The following is a 20,386-nucleotide window of genomic DNA, read 5'->3' on the forward strand; positions in this document are numbered from 1 at the left end:
GAAGGGTCTCGATGTCGTTCGTCACAAAACGATCAACGAGGCCCTTCCCCATTGGTGGCTACCGCCCAAGAACTTCGGACTTACTCGTCTAGGGCGCGGCCGTCACCGCGGGCCGTCACCGCGGGCCGTCACCGCGGGAGGAGCGGCTTGGACAGCTCGAACACCCCGCCGATCCTCCTGGCGGGGATGTCGTAGACGACGGCGGCCAGGTCCTTGGCGGGGATCACGTGGGTGCCGGTGGCGCCCCGGCGCGCGTTCGGGTCCCAGACGGTGATCGTGCCCTTCGCGGTGTCGTAGCCGTAGGCGACGATGGCGTGGCCGAAGTCGCGCTTCTTCCTGCTCCAGGGCAGCCGGTTGCCGAGGACCGCGACGATCGTGGGCTTCCCGAGCACGCCGACCGCCTGGGAGACCTGCGCCATCAGCGCGGCGGGGTCGTCCTTCGCGTACGTGAGCCGGAACTGGTAGCCCTCCGGCCTGACGTACGCGTTGAGCACGGCCAGCGTGTTCTCCCGCTTGGTCGAGCGGGCCTCGGCGCTCGTCTTCATCTCCTCGGCCAGCTGGTCCTGACCGCGCTTGACGCCGAACGCGCGCAGCACGATCGCGCTGGACGCCGGGGCGCAGTAGTAGCTGGTCCGCTGCGCCTGCCCCTTGATCCCCACCGAGACCGCGGCGGGCACCGCGAGCTGCACCCTGACCGGGGGCAGCACGGTCGCGGACCCGGCGACGATTGGCACGGTCGCGGACCCGGCGACGATTGGCGCGGTCGCGGACCCGGCGACGATTGGCGCGGTCGCGGACCCGGCGACGAGCGGCGCGGCCGCCGCGGGTGGGGTGGCGACGGGCAGGACACAGGCGGCGAGGGCGGCGCCGAGGACGAGTCTTGCGGAACGCACGCGGTCTCTCTCCGTGTTGCAGGCGATACGGAAGTGACCAAAATACACACTTCAGCGGCTCAGTTGTTCGTTCATGATGAGGAACGCCCCAAGCCCGTGGAAGTCGTTGACCGGCCGGCCGCGCCCGAAGTAGTAGGAGAGCGAGTCGCTGGCGTTGGTGCCCTCGCTGACGCCCACGAGGTTGGTCCGCCCGTCGGAGCCGAGCGACACCTGGGAGAGCACTCCCTGGTAGCCGCGTTCGGCGTTCGCGCGGTAGGAGGCGTCCACGTACCCGCGCTCGACCGCCCGCGAGATCGTGTACGTGTACATCGCCGAGCACGACGTCTCCGTCCAGTTCGACGGGTTCGACGGCTCGGTGACCACCTGCCACCAGCGGCCCGTGGCCGGGTCCTGCCAGCGGGCGTACGCGGGCACGAGCTCGCGCAGGATGTCGATGAGCGCCGCCCGGCGCGGATGGTCGGCCGGGATCAGCTCGAGGATGTCGGTCACGGCCATCCCGAACCAGCCCATCGCCCGGCACCAGGAGATCCCGTTCGTGTTGCCCAGGGAGGGTTTGACCCAGGACGCGGTGGGGCCGCCCGGCTCGTCGTAGGCGTGGTACAGCAGCCCGGCGGCCTGGCCCGACGTGCGGCGCAGGTGACTCCAGTAGATCTCGAGCTGCTTGGCCGGCTCGGCGCTGGTGAAGGTGTCGGCCGCCACCCAGGCGCCGTACCGGGCGAGGAACGGATCGGCCATGTAGACGCCGTCACCCCAGAGCTGGCCCTCGCGGGAGGTGGAGGTGGAGTGCCACCAGCCGCCGTCGGAGGTGCGCGGGTACGTGTTCAGCCGGGTCCTGATCTTGGCCGCGGCCGTGCGGTAGCGGGCCTGTCCGGTCTCCCGGTAGAGGGCGAGCAGGACGTTGCCGGCCTGCATGCTGTCGAGGTTGCCGAAGGTCTGGGAGATGCCGCCGGAGGAGTCCACGAACCGGTCGGCCCAGTCCTTGATGTACTGCAGGTAGCGGGGCTCGCCCGTGCGCTGGTAGACGAGGTACTGGCCCCAGAGGTAGAGGCCCTGCGGGTAGCTCCAGCCGCCGAGCGTGCCGGGGGAGAAGCGGGCCATCGTCGAGTCGACCATCGCCCGGGACCAGTCGGTGCCCGGCGAGGAGGGGTCCACGCTCAGCGAGTCGAGGTTCGGGCCGCCGTTGGCGGTGGTGGCCGTGGCCTTGACCGCGTTCGCGCCGGCTGTCAGCGTGACCCGTACGGTGACGGTCCGCCAGGTGGTCCAGGCGCCGGTGCCGGGGAAGGACAGGGTGGTGCCGGTGCCACCGGCGGTGACGGTCATCGGGCGGTCGGCGGCCGTCCCGTTGGCGTAGCGGAGGGCGAGCGTGACCGGGCCGGGGTCCGCCGCCTGGATCGTCCACTCGACGGAGGAGCCGGTGACGTTGTCGAGGTTGACGAACCCCGAGCCGGTGAACCCGGCGTGGTTCGACTCCACGACCCCCTGCGAGATCGTCCCGTTCTCGGCCTCGTAGAGGGTGGCCGCCGCGGCCGAGCTGACGGCAACCGGTTGCAGAAATAACAGACCGCCGAGTGCCGTGGCGGTGATTGCGCGAAGACGTCCCATGTATCACTCCGGGTCTGACGAGCTGTGATGCCGTGCCGCCGGTGCGGTCCTGCACGATCGGAGGCCCATGGCTCCGATCTCCTTGCGCACCTCAGGGATACATCCCGGCGTGGTGCCCTGTCTACCGGTCAATGTCATCCGATGTATCGATGCGACAAAGTTAGGAAACTTTCCTAAGCAATGGACCGTTCCAACTATTGACGAGGCTGACGGTTTATGGCAAACGTTTGGAAAGCTCCCCTCTCTTACACCAGGCATCACTCTCAGCCAGGAGCGCCCGATGAACTTCAGCAAGTCCCGGGCCTGCGTCATCGCCTGCTTACTCGCCCTGGGAATGGCCACGGCCCTTCCGGCGGACGCGGCGCCCACCCGGTACGAAGCCGAGAACGCGACGATCTCCCAAGGCGTCGTCGAGTCCAACCACGCCGGCTACTCCGGCACCGGTTTCGTCAACGGGGACAACGTCGCCGGCTCTTACACACAATGGACGATCAACGCGCCCGCCGCGGGCACGGCCACGCTGGCCTTCCGCTACGCCAACGGCACCGGCGCCGACCGCCCCAGCGACATCGCGGTCAACGGCACGACCGTCGCCGCCGCCCGGTCCTTCCCCGCCACCGGCGCCTGGACCACCTGGGCCACGATCACGCTGACCGCCCAGGTCACCGCGGGCACGAACACGATCAGGGCCACCGCCACCGGCGCGGGGGGCAACCCGAACTGGGACTACCTCGACGCCGAGGTCCAGTCCTCGAACTTCACCGACTACCAGGCCGAGTCCGGGACGATCTCGCAGGGCGTCGTCGAGTCGAACCACGCCGGATTCACCGGCTCCGGGTTCGTCAACTACGACAACGTCACCGGCTCGTACGTCGAGTTCGCCGTCAGCGCGGCCGCCGCCGGCACCCAGAGCCTGACCTTCCGCTTCGCCAACGGCACCACCACCGACCGGCCGATGACCATCGCCGTCAACGGCACCGCGGTCGCCACCGCCCGGTCCTTCCCCGGCACCGGCGCCTGGACGACCTGGCAGGAGATCAGCGTGGACGCGCCGCTCAACGCGGGCGGCAACACGGTCAGGGCCACGGCCACCACGGACAACGGCGGCCCGAACCTCGACCGGCTGCGGGTCACCGGCCCCGGCGACACCGAGAAGCCGACCTCGCCGGGCCAGCCGACGTGCTCCGACATCACGCACAACGCCCTGACCCTGGACTGGCCGCCGTCCACCGACAACATCGGCGTGGTGGCCTACGACATCTACCACCAGGGCCAGCAGATCGCGACCGCGACCGCGCCGCCGTACCGGCTGACCGGGCTCAACCCGAACTTCTCCTACCAGCTGTCGGTCTTCGCCCGCGACGCCTCCGGCAACGTGTCGCTGAGCAGCCCCGAGGCGAACTGCCAGACGCTGCCCGCGCCCGCCGACAACCCGCCCTCGCAGCCGGGGCAGCCCACGGTCAGCGGCGTTCAGTCCGCCTCCGCCACCGTGACCTGGGGCGCCTCCACCGACGACAACGGCGTGCGGGCCTACCTCGTGCGCGACAACGCCACCAACGCCGTGCTCGCCACGGTGACCGGCACCCCGCCCGCCACGACGGCCAGTGTGCCGCTCGAATGCGCGCACACGTACCAGGTGCACGTGGTCGCGCGTGACAGCGCCAATCAGCTCTCCACGCCGAGCGCGCCGTCCGCGTCGTTCACCACCGGCACCTGCGGCACCGTGCCGCAGACGCCGACCAGCGTCGCCGGCGGCTGGGACGTGCCGTGGGACATCTCCTGGGCGCCCGACGGCACGTACGCGCTGGTGACCGAGCGCGACACGTTCAAGGTCTTCAAGATCACCCCGTCGGGCACCAAGACGCAGGTCGGCACCGTGCCCAACGTGCAGACCACCGACGGCGAGGGCGGCCTGATGGGCCTGGACTTCTCGCCCACCTGGAACGGCACGAGCGACCAGGAGGTGTTCTTCATGCACACCGCCTCCGAGGGCAACCGGGTCGTGAAGATGAACTTCAACGGCACCGCGCTCAGCGGCTACGCCACCATCCTCCAGGGCATCGACAAGAACCGGTACCACAACGGCGGGCGCATCAGGTTCGGCCCCGACGGCTACCTGTACGTCACCACCGGGGACGCGCAGTCGTCGAGCAACGCGCCCGACCTCGACTCGCTCAACGGCAAGATCCTGCGCATCACCAAGACCGGCGCCGCCGCGCCCGGCAACCCGTTCGGCACCCGCGTCTACAGCTACGGCCACCGCAACCCGCAGGGCCTGGCCTGGGACTCGGCCGGCCGGCTGTGGGAGTCGGAGCTGGGCAACTCCTCGCGTGACGAGCTCAATCTCATCCAGCCGGGCAAGAACTACGGCTGGCCCACCTGCGAGGGCACCTGCAGCACGTCCGGCATGACGAACCCGAAGTACACCTGGAGCGTCTCCGAGGCCTCGCCGAGCGGCATCGCCATCGTCAACAACACGGTGTTCATGGCGGCGCTGCGCGGCCAGCGGCTGTGGCGCATCGTGCTGAACGGCGAGAACGTCTCGACGGTCAACTCGTACTTCAACGGCACGTACGGCAGGCTCCGCGCGGTCGAGAAGGTGCCCGGCGCCAACGCCATCTGGTTCGGCTCCACCAACTCCGACAACAACGGCGACGGCTCGGCCGACACCATCCGCCGCTCCAACATCCAGTAGTCACCCCCCTCATCGCCGGCGGCCGCGCCATCGCGCGGTCGCCGGATCCACCCCCCGGAGCCTCCGATGCATCCCTCCAGAAGGGCCGTGCTCAAAGGAGCGCTGCTCGTCCCCGTGCAGGCGGGCGCCGTGCTGCCGCCGGCGCCCGCCACGGCCCAGCCGCTCGACTCCCCGTGGGACCAGGTGCCCGCGATCCTGGCCAGGATCGTCCCGCCGACCTTCCCCGACCGCACGTTCCCGATCACCGATTACGGTGCCAAGCCGGACAACTCCACCGACTGCACGGCCGCCTTCCGCTCCGCCATCGCGGCCTGCAACGCGGCGGGCGGCGGCACGGTGCTCGTGCCCGGCACCGGCAAGTTCCGCACCGGCAAGATCCACCTGCTGTCCGGCGTGCGGCTGCACGTCGAGGCGGGCGGCACGATCCGGTTCAGATCGGACGCGGGCTCGTACCTGCCGACGGTGTTCACCCGCTGGCAGGGGATCGAGTGCTTCAACTACTCGCCCTTCATCTACGCCAGGAACCAGACCGACATCGCCCTGACCGGCACCGGCACGATCGACGGGAACGCGGCGGCCGGGCCCTGGTTCGGCTTCGACGACCAGCGCGGCCCGGACTGGGACCGGTTGCAGCAGCAGGCCGTGGACGGCGTGCCGGTGGAGCAGCGGCAGTTCGGCGACGGTCACTTCCTCAAGCCGAACATGATCCAGTTCTACGGCTGCCGGAACATCCTCGTCGAGGACCTGGACATCAGGAACCCCGCGATGTGGACCATCCACCCCGTCTTGTCCCGAAATATCACCATCAGGCGGGTCAAGATCTATAGCCGGGGCGCGATGGTGGACGGCGTCGACCCCGAATCCTCCTCCGACGTGCTCATCGAGGGCTGCACGTTCGACACCGGCGACGACGGCACCGTCATCAAGTCGGGCCGCGACACCGACGGCCGCCGCGTGGGCGTGCCGTCCACCGACATCGTCATCCGCGACAACACCTACTACGGCCGCTGGGGCGCGATCACGGTCGGCAGCGAGATGTCCGGCGGCGTCCGCAACGTCTTCGCCGAGAACAACCGCATCCTCGCCGGCTCCAGCTACCACTCGTTCTACGCCCTCTACCTGAAGACCAACAACCGGCGTGGCGGGACGGTCGACGGCGTGCACGTCCGCAACCTGACGGGCGGCCCGTGCGACCGGGGCGGCTTCTACATCGACATGAACTACAGCCTGACCGGCCCCGGCAACGGCCCGATCGTCAACCCGGTCATCCAGAACATCACCGTGGACGGCCTGAACATCGCCGGCTCGCCGTTCGCGATCAAGCTGTCGGGCTCCGCCGCCAGCCACATCCGGAACGTCACGATCGCCAACAGCACCTTCACCCAGATCGACACCCCCGCCCCCCAGCTCTCCAACGCCGACAACGTCGTGCTGCGCGACGTCCGCATCAACGGCGTCCTGTACGGGGGCTCGTCGCCGGGCAACCGGTACGAGGCCGAGAACGCGACGATCGCGCAGGGTGTGGTCGAGTCGAACCACGCCGGCTTCTCCGGCACCGGGTTCGTCAACTACGACAACGTGGCCGGCTCGTACGTGGAGTTCGCCGTGAACGCCGCCGCGGCGGGGACGGCGACGCTCACCCTCCGCTACGCCAACGGCACCACGGCCAACCGGGCGATGGACATCGCGGTCAACGGCACGGTCGTGGCGGCGGCCAAACCCTTCAACGGCACGGGCGCCTGGACCACCTGGCAGTCCACGACGGTCTCCGCCCAACTGGCCGCCGGCGCCAACACCGTCAGGGCGACCGCCACCACCGCGAACGGCGGCCCCAACCTCGACTACCTGGAGGTCCAATGAGCGTGACCCGTCGCCAGCTCGGGGCCCTGGTGGGGGCCGCGTTCCTCGCCCCCGCCCTGCCCGCCAGGCCGGCCTCGGCCGGCACCTTGACCGTCGCCCCCGCCTGGAAGCTCATGTGGGCGCCCGACCCGGCCGCCGTCGGGCTGGGCGCGTTCGAGACGATCGAGGACGACCGCGCCGACTCGCATCCGGCCGGGCAGCCCCACATCTACGCCGAGGGCGACGCCTTCCGCTTCAACATGCACACCGCCGACCGCGACACGTCGACGGACCGGCAGCGCCAGGAGGTCACCGGCAACCGGAACCCGGACGGCTACCTGCGCTGGCTGACGGGGGAGACCTGGCGGGTCACGTACTCGATGTACATCCCGAGCTCGCTGAAGGCGACGACGACCTTCACCCACATCAGCCAGACGAAGATGCCGGGCACCGGCACCAGCCCGATCACCGTCACGTCGCTGCGCCGCGTGAACGGCGTGCAGACCATCGAACACAAGATCTTCGAGTCCGACACCCTGGTGGGGCGCACCGAGCTCGAGCCGCTGCACGACAAGTGGATCGACGCCGAGTACGAGATCAAGATCGGCGACGGCGGCTCGGGCTCGGTGCGGTGGGTCCTGCGCAGCGGCGGCGCCACGCTCGTGGACGCCACCAAGACCGGCGACACCTTCCTCGGCGACCGGGTCCGCCCCAAGTGGGGCATCTACCGCTCGCTCGGCGACACCTCCGGCTCGCTGCAGAACTGCTACCTGCTGCTGCGCGACCTGCGCGCGTACAAGCAGGTGCAGGCCGCCGCCACCCGGCTGGAGGCGGAGAACGCCACGATCTCGCAGGGCGTCGTCGAGTCGAACCACGCGGGGTTCTCCGGCGCCGGGTTCGTCAACACCGACAACGCGGCGGGCGCCTACGTGGAGTGGCGGCACACCGCCGCCGCGGCCGGTCCCGCCACGCTGACCGTCCGGTACGCCAACGGCACGGGCGCCGACCGCCCCGCGGACCTGGCCGTCAACGGCCGGGTCGTGACCTCCGGCCTGTCCTTCCCCGGCACCGGCGCCTGGACCACGTGGGCGTCCCGGAGCGTGGTGGCCGACCTCGCCGCCGGGGCCAACACCGTCCGCCTCACCGCCGCCACGGCGGGCGGTTGCCCGAACCTCGACTACCTGGAGGTGGTCCAGTGACGATCTCCCGGCGCGACCTGATCAAAGCGGGCGGCGTCCTCCTCGTCGGCACCGGCACCACGGGCGGGCCCGCGTACGCCGAGTCGGCCATCACCGCCACCCCCGCGGCGGCGTCGCCGTGGGACCGGGTGCCCGAGATCCTCGCCAGGATCGTCCCGCCGACCTTCCCCGACCGCACGTTCACGATCACCGATTACGGCGCCAAGCCGGACAACTCCACCGACTGCACGGCCGCGTTCCGCGACGCCATCGCCGCGTGCAACGCGGCGGGCGGCGGCCGCGTGGTGGTGCCGTCAGGAACGTTCCGCACCGGCAAGATCCACCTGCTGTCGAACGTCAACCTCCAGGTGAACGGCACCATCAGGTTCCGCACGGACCCCGGCTCCTACCTGCCGACGGTGCTCACCCGCTGGGAGGGCATCGAGTGCTACAACTACTCACCCTTCATCTACGCCAACGGCCAGACCAACGTCGCCATCACGGGCACGGGCACGATCGACGGCAACGCGCCCGCCGGTGACTGGTCGTCGTGGGGGAGCGGCGGCGCGGACCGCGACCAGCTCCGGTCCTGGGGCGCGGATGACCACCCGGTGGCGCAGCGCCAGTTCGGCAGCGGCCACAAGCTGCGGCCCAACATGATCGGCCTCTACAGCTGCACGGCGGTGCTCGTCGAAGGCGTCAACCTGCGCAACCCGGCCATGTGGACCCTGCACCCGGTCTACTGCACCAACGTCACCGTCCGGAACGTCACCTTCTACTCCACCAACTCCCAGGGTGACGGCTGCGACCCCGACTCCTGCACCGACGTGCTGATCACCGGCTGCAAGTTCGACACCAACGACGACTGCGTTCCCATCAAGTCGGGCCGCGACCGCGACGGCCGCCGGGTGAACCGCCCCTCGCAGAACATCGTGATCCAGAACTGCAAGTTCAGCGGCCGTTGGGGCGGCGTGACCATCGGCAGCGAGATGTCCGGCGGGGTCCGCGACGTCTTCGCCGAGGACTGCGAGTGCAACGCGCCCGACTTCCCCGGCCGCTACCCGGTCAAGTACGCCCTCTACGTCAAGACCAGCTTCAACCGCGGCGGCTTCGTGGACGGCGTGCACCTGCGCCGCATCACCGGCCACGACCTGGAGCGCAGCGCCCTGTACGTCACGCTCAACTACGAGACCTCGGGCTCCCTGCCGCCGGTCGTGCAGAACTTCACCGCCGACGGCCTCATGATCGATGGCGCGGCGCAGGCGTACGACCTGGACGGCCGCCCGACCGACCACATCAAGAACGTCACGATCTCCAACAGCACGTTCACCGGGATCACGACGGCCACGCCGACCGCGTCGAACGTCGACAACCTCGTGTTGTCCCGGGTGAGCGTCAACGGCAAGGACATCTCCAACACCCAGCCGCCGGCCGGGACGCGGTACGAGGCCGAGGACGCCGTGATCTTCCAGGGCGCCGCCGAGTCGAACCACGCCGGCTACTCCGGCACCGGCTTCGTCAACACCGACAACGTGGCCGGCGCCTACGTCGAGTTCGCGGTGAGCGCGGCGGCGGCCGGCAGCAGGTCCCTCACGATCAGGTACGCCAACGGCACGAGCACCAACCGGCCGTTCGCGGTCACCGTCAACGGCACCGCCGCCGGATCCGCCGTGAACGCCCCCGGCACCGGCGCCTGGACCACCTGGGTGTCCGCCTCCGTCACCGTGCCCCTCGTCCCGGGCGTCAACGCCGTCCGGCTCACCGCCACCACCGCCGGCGGCCTGCCCAATCTCGACTACGTGGAGCTCCAGCCATGAAACCGCTCGCCCGAGCCCTGCTGGTAGGCGCACTCGCCCTGCTCGGAGCCGCACCCCTCCCGGTGAGCCCGGCGCACGCACTCGCCGAGTTCAACGTGCGCGACTACGGCGCCACCGGCAACGGCTCGACCAACGACGACGACGCCATCGACCGCGCCATCAACGCGGCCAGTGCGGCCCCCGGCGGAACCGTCGTCTTTCCCTCCGGCCGCTACCGGGCCCGCACCATCCACCTGAAGTCCAACGTCACGCTCAGGCTCGACTCCGGCGCCACCCTCCTGGCCGCGAGCAGCGGCATGGACGCCGCCGAGTCCAACCCCAACGACGACTACCAGGACTACGGCCACAGCCACTTCCACAACTCGCTCATGTGGGGCAGCGGCATCACCGACTTCCACATCACCGGCACCGGCACGATCGACGGCGACGGCAACCTCATCACCGGCAACCCGTCCTCCGGCCAGGCCGACAAGGCGCTGACCCTCACCGAGTGCTCGAACGTCAGCCTCGAAGGCGTCACGTTCCGGCGCGGCGGCCACTTCGCCGCCCTGATCAACGGCTGCCACGACCTCACGATCGACAACCTCAAGACGATCAACTCCAGCAGCGGCGTGCGCGACGGCATCAACCTGATCAACAGCTGGAACGTCACCGTCACCAACAGCCGCATCGAGGCCAGTGACGACGCCCTGGTGTTCAAGAGTGACTACGCGCTCGGCCACACCTACACCAGCCAGAACGTCCGCGTGCGCGACACCACCGTCTACTCGCACGAGAACAACGCGCTCCAGTTCGGGTCGGAGACCTGCGGGAGCTTCCGCGACTTCCGGTTCGAGAACATCACCGTGCTGGGCGCGGGCAAGGCCGGGATCGGCATCGTGTCCATGGACGGCGCGATCATCGAAGACGTCCACTACGACAACGTGACGCTCACCAAGACCACGTCGCCGTTCTTCTTCAAGATCGGTGAGCGGAAGCGCTGCCCCGGCTCGCCCCCCGCCGGACGGATCCGGAACATCACCATCTCCAACGTGACCGGGACCAACCTGACCGCGCCCGTCGTCACCGGCACCGTGGGCGCCTCTGACTACACCAGCACGCTGACCGGCACGCCGTCCGTGGACCTCGGCCCCGGCATCACGTTCCAGAACGTCGACCTCACCGTCCCCGGCGGCCACCCCGCCTCGGAGGCCACCCGGGTGCCCGGCGAGTTCCTCACCACCTACCCGCCGCGCGACTACGGCGCGCGCCCCTCGTACGGCTACTGGATCAGGCACGCCACCGGCATCACGCTCAACGGCGAGACCCGGTTCGACGACAACGACAACCGGCCCTACGCGATCGCCGACGACGCCTCCGACGTGCAGGTGAACGGCGTCGTCGCCCAGCGCGGCAGCGGCAGTGCCTACGACGTCGGGTTCAGCGGCGTCAGCGGCTACGCCGTGCGCGACAGCGCCGACACCTCCGGCGGCGCGCTGCGCGTGCGCGCCACCAACTCCACGCCCGTCCCCGGCACACCCGACAGCCTGTACGCCGAGGCGGAGGCGGGCACGGTCACCGCCCCCATGCAGACGGCCGCCGACCAGGCCGCATCCGGCGGCTCGTACGTGAGCGTCGCCGCCGGCAACAACAGCAAGTCCAGCGCGCCCTCCACCGGCTGGACCACGATCCCGTTCACGGTCGAGCACGACGGCACGTTCGCCGTCTGGGCCCGCGTGATCGCCGCCAACGACGGCGACGACTCGTTCTGGGTGCGCTCGGGCACCGGCTCGTGGACGAACTGGAACAACATCCCGATCGGCACCTCCTGGCACTGGGCCAAGCTGCCCGTCACGTACGACCTGGCGGCCGGAGCGCGCACGATCACCTTCGCCTACCGCGAGGACGGCGCCCGCCTGGACCGGGTGGCCATCAGCAGTGACCCCGCGTTCGATCCCGGATCCTAGGAGGCGCACCATGAGACGCACGGCGACGCTCGCCGTCCTGGCGCTCCTGCTCGGCCTGCTCACCGCCCTCCCGGCGCGGGCCGACCTGCAACACCCGCGCCAGGCGTTCCTGCGCAACTCGATCGCCGGCCTCTTCCTGCACTGGGGCGAGCGGACCTCGCCGCAGCACACCAGTTGCAGCGCGTGGGAGGCCGACGTCACCAACGGCGGCTGGAGCGCCTCCTACTGGGTGAACGAGGCCAAGAAGCTGCACGCCCAGTACATCGTGCTGGCCACCTTCCACAGCCGGCTCGGCTACGCCCGGCCGTACCCGTCGGCGATCCCGGGCTCCTGCCGCACCACGCGAGACTTCCTCGGCGAGCTGATCGACGCCGCCGACGCGCAGGGCCTGAAGGTCATCCACTACATGACCGACGACCCGCAGTGGCACAACGAGGGCCTGTCGTCTGGGTCGTGGCTCAACTCCTCGGCCTTCTCCGGCTACGTCGGCCACGACGTGGACCTGACGACCCGGGACGGGTTCGGCGAGTTCAGCTACCTGCAGTTCTTCGAGCAGATGCAGCGCTATCCCAAGCTCGCCGGGTTCTGGATCGACAACGACAACGCCTACTGGGAGCGCAACGACCTCTACGCCAAGATCTACCAGCAGCGCCCCGACATGACGATCTCGAACAACAACGAAGACACGCCGATCATGGACATGATCAGCAACGAGCAGAAGACCGGCATGACGCCGTCGTACGACTACCCGCAGGCGGTCTACACGGCGCTGCCGCGGCTGATCGAGGCCGACTTCAAGCTGCCCACCGGCGGCCCCTGGTGGTACGGCGGCTCCGACCAGGCCGTGGACCGCAAGCTCACGCTCGGCCGGCTCATCACGAACGCGGGGTCGTCGATCAAGGCGCTGATGGCCGAGACCGCCATGGTCAACGGCAAGTTGCCCGCCCAGCAGGTCAGCTTCAACAACTTCGCGAACACGTACCTGGAGGAGATCTGGGAGTCGCTCGGCGGCACGGAAGGCGGCGGCTACATGTTCGGCGGGCTCAAGCCGGGCTTCTGGAACAACGGCGCGCACGGCGTGACCACCGTCGCCAAGGACGACCCCAACCGGCACTACATCCACGTGATCACGCCGCCGTCCGGCAGCACGCTGTCGCTGCGCGACAACGGCTACCGGGTCGGCTCGGTGACGAACCTGCGCACGGGCGCGCCGGTCGCGTTCACGCAGTCGGGCGGCACGCTGACGCTCAGCGGGATCGCCAGTTGGGACCAGTACGACACCGTCTTCAAGGTCGTCACCAGCGGCCGTCAGGGCATCTACACCGGCGTCACGCTCTCGGCGAGCTCGTCCACCAGCGGCCACGGCGCGGCGGCGGCGGGTGACGGGAACTACCTGACCTACTGGGACAGCGACGCCGCCGAGCCCGCGCGGCTCACCTTCGACCTGGGGTCCGCCAAGCCCGTCCAGTATCTGGCGTTCAACCAGCGGGAGGACTCCACCGTCTACCCGTCGTCCGGGTCGGCGCGGATCTCCGGCTACCAGGTGCACGTCAGCAACGACGGCTCGACCTGGGGGAGCGCGGTCAAGAGCGGGACCGTGCCGAACGCCCGCGGTGTCCAGTTCATCGACCTGAGCGGGGTCACCGCCCGCTACGTCCGGCTCTCCAAGACCGGGCACCACGGCGTCGCCCGCTGGCGGGTGGACGAGGCGTGGGTCGGCGGCCAGTACGCGGGCGGCGGCGGCTCCACCGGCACCCGCTACGAGGCCGAGAACGCGACGATCTCGCAGGGCGTCGTCGAGTCCAACCACGCGGGCTACTCCGGCACCGGCTTCGTCAACGGCGACAACGTCACCGGCTCCTCCACCGAGTGGACGATCAACGCGCCCGCGGCCGGAACCGCCACGATCGCGCTGCGCTACGCCAACGGGACGACGACCAGCCGCCCGGCGGCCGTCACCGTGAACGGCGGCGCCGCCCAGAACCGCGACTACCCCGGCACCGGCGCCTGGACCACCTGGGCGACCGACACGTTCACCGTCCCGCTCAACGCCGGGGCCAACACGCTGCGGGTCACCGCGACGACCGACGGCGGCAACCCGAACCTCGACTGCATCGACGTCACGACGGGAGGCGCCTCATGAGGGCGTTACTCGCGGCACTGGCGCTGGCCGCCACGTGCCTTACCTTGCCGGCGGCACCGGCCGCCGCCTCGGACAACGGGCTGTCGATCAGGCCCGCGATGGGCTGGAGCAGCTGGAGCTTCGTCCGCCGCTGGCCCGACGAGACCAAGATGAAGGCCCAGGCGGACGCCCTGGTCAGCAGCGGGCTGGCCGACAAGGGCTACGTCTACGTCAACCTCGACGACTTCTACCAGAAGTGCGACTCCAACGGCTTCGTCGTCGACGACTACGGCCGCTGGGCGGTCGACACCGCCAAGTTCCCGTCCGGGATCAAGGCGCTGGTCGACTACGTGCACGCCAAGGGGCTGAAGTTCGGCTTCTACGTCACCCCGGGCATCGCGAAGAACGCCGTCACGGCCAACAAGCCGATCGAGGGCACGTCGTACCACGCGCAGGACATCGCGGACACCTCGCAGACCCACAAGAACTACAACTGCAAGAACATGTACCGGCTCAAGTACTCCCACCCGGGCGCGCAGGCGTTCATCAACTCGTGGGCCGACCAGATGGCCTCGTGGGGCGTGGACTACCTCAAGATCGACGGCGCGGACGCGTCCACGGTCGCGGACGTGGAGGCGTGGGACAAGGCACTGCGCCAGACCGGACGGCCGATCAACTTCGCGCTCTCCAACAACCTGCCGATCGCCCAGGCCACCACCTGGAAGCGGCTGGCCAACAGCTGGCGCACCCAGGGCGACGTCGAGTGCTACTGCGGGTCCGGCCCGAACGGCAGCGGCTACCCGCTCACCGACTGGTCCCACGTCGTCAGCCGGTTCAACTCGGCCGCCTCCTGGCAGCAGTACGCCGGTCCGGGCGGCTGGAACGACTACGACTCGCTGCAGATCGGCAACGGCGACCAGGTCGGGCTCACCGCCGACCAGCGCCGCTCGCACATGACGCACTGGGCGATGGCCGCCAGCCCGCTGCTGCTCGGCACCGACCTGACCGCGCTCACCTCCGTCGACCTGGCGATGCTGAAGAACGACCGGCTCATCGCGGTCAACCAGGACGGCGTGGCCGCCCAGCGCGTCGTCAACAGCGGCGTCAACCAGGTGTGGCGCAAGCGGGAGGCCAACGGCGACTACATCGTCGCGCTCTACAACACCGGCACGTCGGGCAACTCCACGGTGAGCGTCACCTGGGCGCAGGCCGGCTTCACCGGCCCGGCCGCCGTCACGAACCTGTGGTCGAGCGCCTCCGAGGGCACCGTCGCCACCTCCTACAGCGCCACCCTGCGCCCCGGGGAGACCCGCCTCATCCGTGCCCGGCCGGCCGCCGCCGCGACCCGTTACGAGGCCGAGAACGCGACGATCTCCCAGGGTGCCGCCGAGTCGAACCACTCCGGCTTCTCCGGCGCCGGGTTCGTCAACGCCGACAACGTGACCGGCTCGTACGTGGAGTTCACCGTGAACGCCGCCGAGGCCGGCTCGCGCACCGTCACCATCCGCTACGCCAACGGCACCTCGGTGAACCGGCCGATGACCGTCGCGGTGAACGGCGCCGCCGTCCAGACCCGCGACTTCCCCGGCACGGGCGACTGGGACACCTGGGCGGACGCCGCGCTGACGGTGTCGCTGAACGCCGGGGTCAACACCGTCCGCCTGACGGGCACCACCGCCAACGGCGGCCCCAACGTCGACTACCTCGACGTCTCCTGAGACGTCCGCTGATCGGAAGGAACGCCTGTGCACCCCCCACGCTTACGCCGCCTCGTCATCCTGGCCGTCGCCTGCCTGTCCGTCACCGGTCTGGTCGCGTTGCCCGCCCGGGCCGCGACCGTGCGGTACGAGGCCGAGAACGCCACCAACGTCCAGGGCGTCGTCGAGTCCAACCACGCCGGGTTCTCCGGCACCGGCTTCGTCAACAGCGACAACGCCGCGGGCCCGTACACCGAGTGGACGGTGAACGCGCCCGCGGCCGGCACCGCCACGCTCGCCATCCGCTACGCCAACGGCACCACCACGACCCGCACCACCGACGTCTCGGTCAACGGCACGGTCGTCTCGGCCGGGCGCACGTTCGGCCCCACCGGGGCCTGGACCACGTGGGCCACCTCCACCCTGACCGCCACGCTCGCCGCGGGCGACAACAAGATCCGCGTCACCTCGACGGCCTCGGGCGGCAACCCCAACCTCGACTACCTCGAGGTCACCATGGCCGACGCGCCCGCGACCGAGTACCAGGCCGAGGCCGCCACGCTCTCGGAAGCCTCGGTGGCGACCAACCACACCGGCTACACCGGCTCCGGTTTCGTCGACTACGTCAACGCCGTGGGCGGCTACATCGAGTGGTCCGTCAACGTGGCCGAGGCCGGCACGCACACGCTCACGCTGAGGTACGCCAACGGCACGACCGTCAACCGGCCGATGACCGTCGCGGTGAACGGCGCCGCCGTCCAGACCCGCGACTTCCCCGGCACCGGCAGCTGGGACACCTGGGCGGACGCCGCGCTGACGGTGGCGCTGAACGCCGGGGTCAACACCGTCCGCGCGACCGGCACCACCGCCAACGGCGGCCCCAACGTGGACCGGCTCTCGGTCAGCGGCTCCGGCGGGCCCGACGGGCAGGCGCCGACCGTGCCCGCGGACGTCCGCGTCACCGGCACCTCGGCCGCCAGCATCACGCTGGCCTGGACGGACTCCGCCGACAACGTGGCCGTCACCGGCTACCGCGTCTACGAGGGGACGACCGTGGTCACGACCACGCCGACGGCCGGCGCCACGATCGGCGGGCTCACCGCCGGGTCCACGCACACGTACACGGTCACCGCGATCGACGCGGCGGGCAATGAGTCCGGGCACAGCGCCGCGGCCACCGGCACGACCGGCAGCGGCGGCACCGGGCCGACGGCCGACCAGCTCCTCGCGAAGGTGACCGCGTGCAGCCAGATCTCCAACGGCAAGTACAAGACGGACTCCGACGTGAGCTCGGCGACGGTCGCGGTGTGCGAGAAGACCGGGGCGGTGTTCTGGAAGGGCGACATGGACATCGACTGCGACGGGGTGCGCACGACGCAGTGCAACGAGGACACCGACTGCTGCTTCCAGGCCGACACGTTCTGCCACACCAGCGGGGACTCGCCGCTCAACGCGGCGCAGCTCGCGTACATGGTGGTGCCGAGCACCAGCTCCATCTGGGACTACCGGACGAAGGGCATCGGCTGCGGCACCGTGGTGGCGATCGTCTACAACGGGCAGGTGGAGTACGCCGTGATGGGTGACACGGGGCCGAGCGGGATCATCGGCGAGGCGTCCTACCGGACGGCGGCCGACCTCGGCATCAACCCCGACCCGAGCAACGGCGGCACGGACACCGGCGTCACGTACATCGTCTTCACCGGCTCCGGCACCAAGGTCCAGACCATCGAGAACCACACCCAGGCCACCACCCTGGGCCGCACGCTGGCACAGCGTTTCCTCGACCAGAACTGACGCGCGGCGCCGCACTCCTGCGGCGCCGCCAAACCCCCATCCTTCACGGCTGCGCACGGTGGGCCGCGCGCCGATCTTCAGGCCCATCCTTTACGGCTGCGCACGCTGGGCCGCACGCGCCGACGTCAGTGACCGTCCGTCATGGCCGGTCGTGAAGGCGCACGGGTCGCTCGCCGTGACGACGCGCATCCTGGGCCGGCTCCGTGGTCGTCCTGACCACGGAGCCGGCCCGTCTTCATGGGCGGCCGAGGATGCCGGCGGCCCGCTCGCGCATCTCCACCTTGCGGATCTTGCCGGTGACCGTCATGGGGAACGCGTCCACCACGTGCACGTACCGGGGGATCTTGTAGTGGGCCAGGCGGCCCGCGCAGAACTCCCTGACCCGCTCGGCCGTCAGCGGCTCGACGCCCGGCCGCATGACGATCCAGGCCATCAGCTCCTCCCCGTACCTCTCGTCGGGCACCCCGATCACCTGCACGTCGGCGACGTCCGGGTGGCCGTAGAGGAACTCCTCGATCTCGCGCGGGTAGATGTTCTCGCCGCCGCGGATCACCATGTCCTTGATGCGGCCCACGATGCTGACGTAGCCGTCGGCGTCCATGGTGGCCAGGTCGCCGGTGTGCATCCAGCGGGCGGCGTCGATGGCCTCGGCCGTGGCGTCGGGCTGGGCCCAGTAGCCGAGCATGACCGAGTAGCCGCGGGTGCACAGCTCGCCCGGCACGCCGCGGGGGAGTGCCAGCCGGGTCTCCGGGTCGACGACCTTGACCTCGATGTGCGGCATGACGCGGCCGACGGTCTCGGTGCGGCGGGCCAGGCCGTCGTCGCGGCGGGTCATCGTGGACACGGGTGAGGTCTCGGTCATGCCGTAGCAGATGGCGATCTCGGTCATGTTCATCTCGCTGACGACGCGTTTCATGACCTCGACCGGGCACGGGGATCCGGCCATGATGCCCGTTCTGAGCGTCGAAAGATCGAAATTTCCGGACCCGGTCAGCAGGGCCAGCTCGGCGATGAACATCGTCGGCACCCCGTACAGGGACGTGCACCCCTCGGCCTGCACGGCGCGCAGCGTCGCCTCCGGGTCGAACCCCGGCGAGGGCAGCACCACGCACGAGCCGTGCGAGGTCGCGCCGAGGTTGCCCATGACCATCCCGAAGCAGTGGTAGAGCGGCACCGGCAGGCACACCCGGTCGGCCTCGGTGTAGCCGAGCAGCTCGCCGACGAAGTAGCCGTTGTTGAGGATGTTGTGGTGGGACAGCGTGGCGCCCTTGGGGAAGCCGGTCGTGCCCGAGGTGTACTGGATGTTGATCGGGTCGTCGAACGTCAGCCGGGCCGCCCGCTCCGCCAGCAGGGCCGGGTCGGCGCGCCTGCCGCTCTCGACCAGCTCGTCCCAGCCGGGCCCGCCGATGAACACCGCGTCCCCGAACCCGATCTCGTCGATCATCGCCCGGTAGTCGCTGCTCTTGTGCGTGACCGCGCTGACGAGCAGCCGCATGCTCGACTGCTTGACGACGTAGGCCAGCTCGTGGGCCCGGTACGCGGGATTGACGTTCACCAGGATCGCGCCGATCTTGGCGGTGGCGTACTGGACGAGCACCCATTCGGCGCAGTTGGGCGCCCAGATGCCGACTCGGTCGCCCTTGCCGATGCCGCGGGCCAGCAGGCCGAGCGCCACCTCGTTCACGGCGGCGTCGAGCTGCGCGTACGTCCAGCGGCGCCCGGCCGCCACGTCCACCAGCGCCTCGCGCTCGCCGAACCGCGCCACGGTGCGCTCGAAGTTCTCGCCGATCGTCTCGCCCAGCAGGGGGACCTCGGACCCGCCCGAGGCGTACGAGAGCAGTGCGTCAGCCATGAACGGAGAATTCCCCCGGACCCGGCCCGGCACCACCCCCTTTCGGGGGTGGCTCTCCGCCCCGGGCCTCGTCCATGCTGGACCCATGGCCGCACCGTACGCGCCCATCGATCGTGAGGCGTTCCAGACCGCCGTCGGCCGGCTGCGCCGGGCGACGGGCCTGCCGGTGGTGTTCGGCGGCCTGGTGGAGTCCCGCTCGCTCGGCGTGACGCTGACGGAGTTCAGCGGCACCCTGACCGGCGCGCTGCGCGGCCTGGTCGTCGGCGCGGGCAACGGGCTCGGCGGCCGGGTGATCACCACCGCGCGCCCCGGCACCGTCGACGACTACGCCGCCGACCCGCGCATCAGCCACGAGTACGACAAACCCGTGATCGCCGAGGGGCTGCGGGCCATCGCGGCGGTGCCGGTCACGGTGGACGGCGGCGTTTCCGGCGTCCTGTACGGCGGGATCCGCGAGCCCCTGTCGATCAGCGACCGCGTGGTGGACGCCATGACCCAGGTCGCCGCGCGGGTGGGCTTCGAGCTGGCCGTCAGGCGGGAGGTGGAGCGGCGGCTGGCCGAGATGGAGACCGCGGCGATCACCCGGGCCGCCCGCGAGTCGCCGTCCGCCGGCGAGTGGGAGGCGGTCCGCCAGGCGCACGCCCAGCTCAGGGCCATCACCCAGGACGTCGCCGACGCCGGGCTCCGGGCCCGGCTCCAGGACGTGTGCGACCGGCTGGCCCGCCCGGACGGCCGGACCCCGGAGCGGCCGAGCCCGCTGTCGCCGCGCGAGCTCGACGTCCTCGCCCTGGTCGCCGTGGGCTGCGGCAACGCGGAGACCGGGGAGAGGCTCGGGATCCGGCCCGAGACGGTCAAGAGCTACCTGCGCAACGCGATGCGCAAGCTGGGGACGCACACCCGCATGGAGACGGTGATCGCCGCCCGCCACCGCGGCTTCCTGCCCTGACGGGC

The 20,386-nt window shown here is 70.3% G+C and carries 12 protein-coding genes; 9 read left to right on the plus strand and 3 right to left on the minus strand.

Features of this window, described 5'->3' with window-relative positions; all coding sequences use genetic code 11:
• Positions 1–128: 128 nt before the first annotated feature.
• Positions 129–893, minus strand: coding sequence for a C39 family peptidase (locus ACWDRB_RS58510; RefSeq protein ID WP_449910114.1), 765 nt, complete (start codon positions 891–893; stop codon positions 129–131).
• 51 nt (positions 894–944) lie between these two features.
• Positions 945–2,495, minus strand: coding sequence for a glycoside hydrolase family 88 protein (locus ACWDRB_RS58515; RefSeq protein WP_449910116.1), 1,551 nt, complete (start codon positions 2,493–2,495; stop codon positions 945–947).
• A gap of 280 nt (positions 2,496–2,775) precedes the next feature.
• Here ACWDRB_RS58515 and ACWDRB_RS58520 point away from each other — a divergent pair, with 280 nt between their 5' ends.
• The 8 genes from ACWDRB_RS58520 to ACWDRB_RS58555 all read left to right on the plus strand — a co-directional run bounded on the left by ACWDRB_RS58520 (position 2,776) and on the right by ACWDRB_RS58555 (position 17,583).
• Positions 2,776–5,190 carry a PQQ-dependent sugar dehydrogenase gene (locus tag ACWDRB_RS58520; RefSeq protein ID WP_449910118.1) on the plus strand — a complete coding sequence of 805 codons (2,415 nt, stop codon included), beginning with the start codon at positions 2,776–2,778 and terminating at the stop codon, positions 5,188–5,190.
• 66 nt (positions 5,191–5,256) lie between these two features.
• Positions 5,257–7,050 carry a glycosyl hydrolase family 28 protein gene (locus ACWDRB_RS58525; protein WP_449910120.1) on the plus strand — a complete coding sequence of 598 codons (1,794 nt, stop codon included), beginning with the start codon at positions 5,257–5,259 and terminating at the stop codon, positions 7,048–7,050.
• Positions 7,047–8,228 (plus strand): carbohydrate-binding protein, encoded by a 1,182-nt coding sequence (locus ACWDRB_RS58530; protein ID WP_449910122.1) that lies wholly within the window; start codon positions 7,047–7,049, stop codon positions 8,226–8,228. The genes ACWDRB_RS58525 and ACWDRB_RS58530 overlap by 4 nt, the downstream gene beginning before the upstream one ends.
• The gene (locus ACWDRB_RS58535) at positions 8,225–10,024 is read left to right on the plus strand and encodes a glycosyl hydrolase family 28 protein (RefSeq protein WP_449910124.1); all 1,800 of its coding nucleotides are present in this window, start codon (positions 8,225–8,227) and stop codon (positions 10,022–10,024) included. The genes ACWDRB_RS58530 and ACWDRB_RS58535 overlap by 4 nt, the downstream gene beginning before the upstream one ends.
• Entirely contained in the window at positions 10,021–11,970 is a 1,950-nt protein-coding gene (locus ACWDRB_RS58540; RefSeq protein ID WP_449910126.1) for a glycoside hydrolase family 28 protein, read from the plus strand. The genes ACWDRB_RS58535 and ACWDRB_RS58540 overlap by 4 nt, the downstream gene beginning before the upstream one ends.
• 10 nt (positions 11,971–11,980) lie before the next feature.
• A complete protein-coding gene (locus ACWDRB_RS58545; protein WP_449910128.1) occupies positions 11,981–14,113 on the plus strand; it encodes a discoidin domain-containing protein in 2,133 nt (710 codons plus the stop codon).
• Positions 14,110–15,810 (plus strand): CBM35 domain-containing protein, encoded by a 1,701-nt coding sequence (locus ACWDRB_RS58550; protein ID WP_449910130.1) that lies wholly within the window; start codon positions 14,110–14,112, stop codon positions 15,808–15,810. The genes ACWDRB_RS58545 and ACWDRB_RS58550 overlap by 4 nt, the downstream gene beginning before the upstream one ends.
• Before the next feature lie 27 nt (positions 15,811–15,837).
• Positions 15,838–17,583: a CBM35 domain-containing protein gene (locus tag ACWDRB_RS58555; protein ID WP_449910132.1), complete on the plus strand. Its 1,746-nt coding sequence runs from the start codon at positions 15,838–15,840 to the stop codon at positions 17,581–17,583.
• 235 nt (positions 17,584–17,818) lie between these two features.
• On the opposite strand, the gene ACWDRB_RS58560 is transcribed toward ACWDRB_RS58555, so the two are convergent.
• On the minus strand, positions 17,819–19,435 hold the full coding sequence (locus ACWDRB_RS58560) for an AMP-binding protein (protein ID WP_449910134.1): 1,617 nt from the start codon (positions 19,433–19,435) through the stop codon (positions 17,819–17,821).
• 85 nt (positions 19,436–19,520) lie between these two features.
• Between ACWDRB_RS58560 and ACWDRB_RS58565 the strand changes: the two genes are divergently transcribed.
• On the plus strand, positions 19,521–20,381 hold the full coding sequence (locus ACWDRB_RS58565; RefSeq protein ID WP_449910135.1) for a LuxR C-terminal-related transcriptional regulator: 861 nt from the start codon (positions 19,521–19,523) through the stop codon (positions 20,379–20,381).
• Positions 20,382–20,386 lie beyond the last annotated feature (5 nt).

The sequence above is a fragment of the Nonomuraea sp. NPDC003707 genome, from assembly GCF_053587055.1.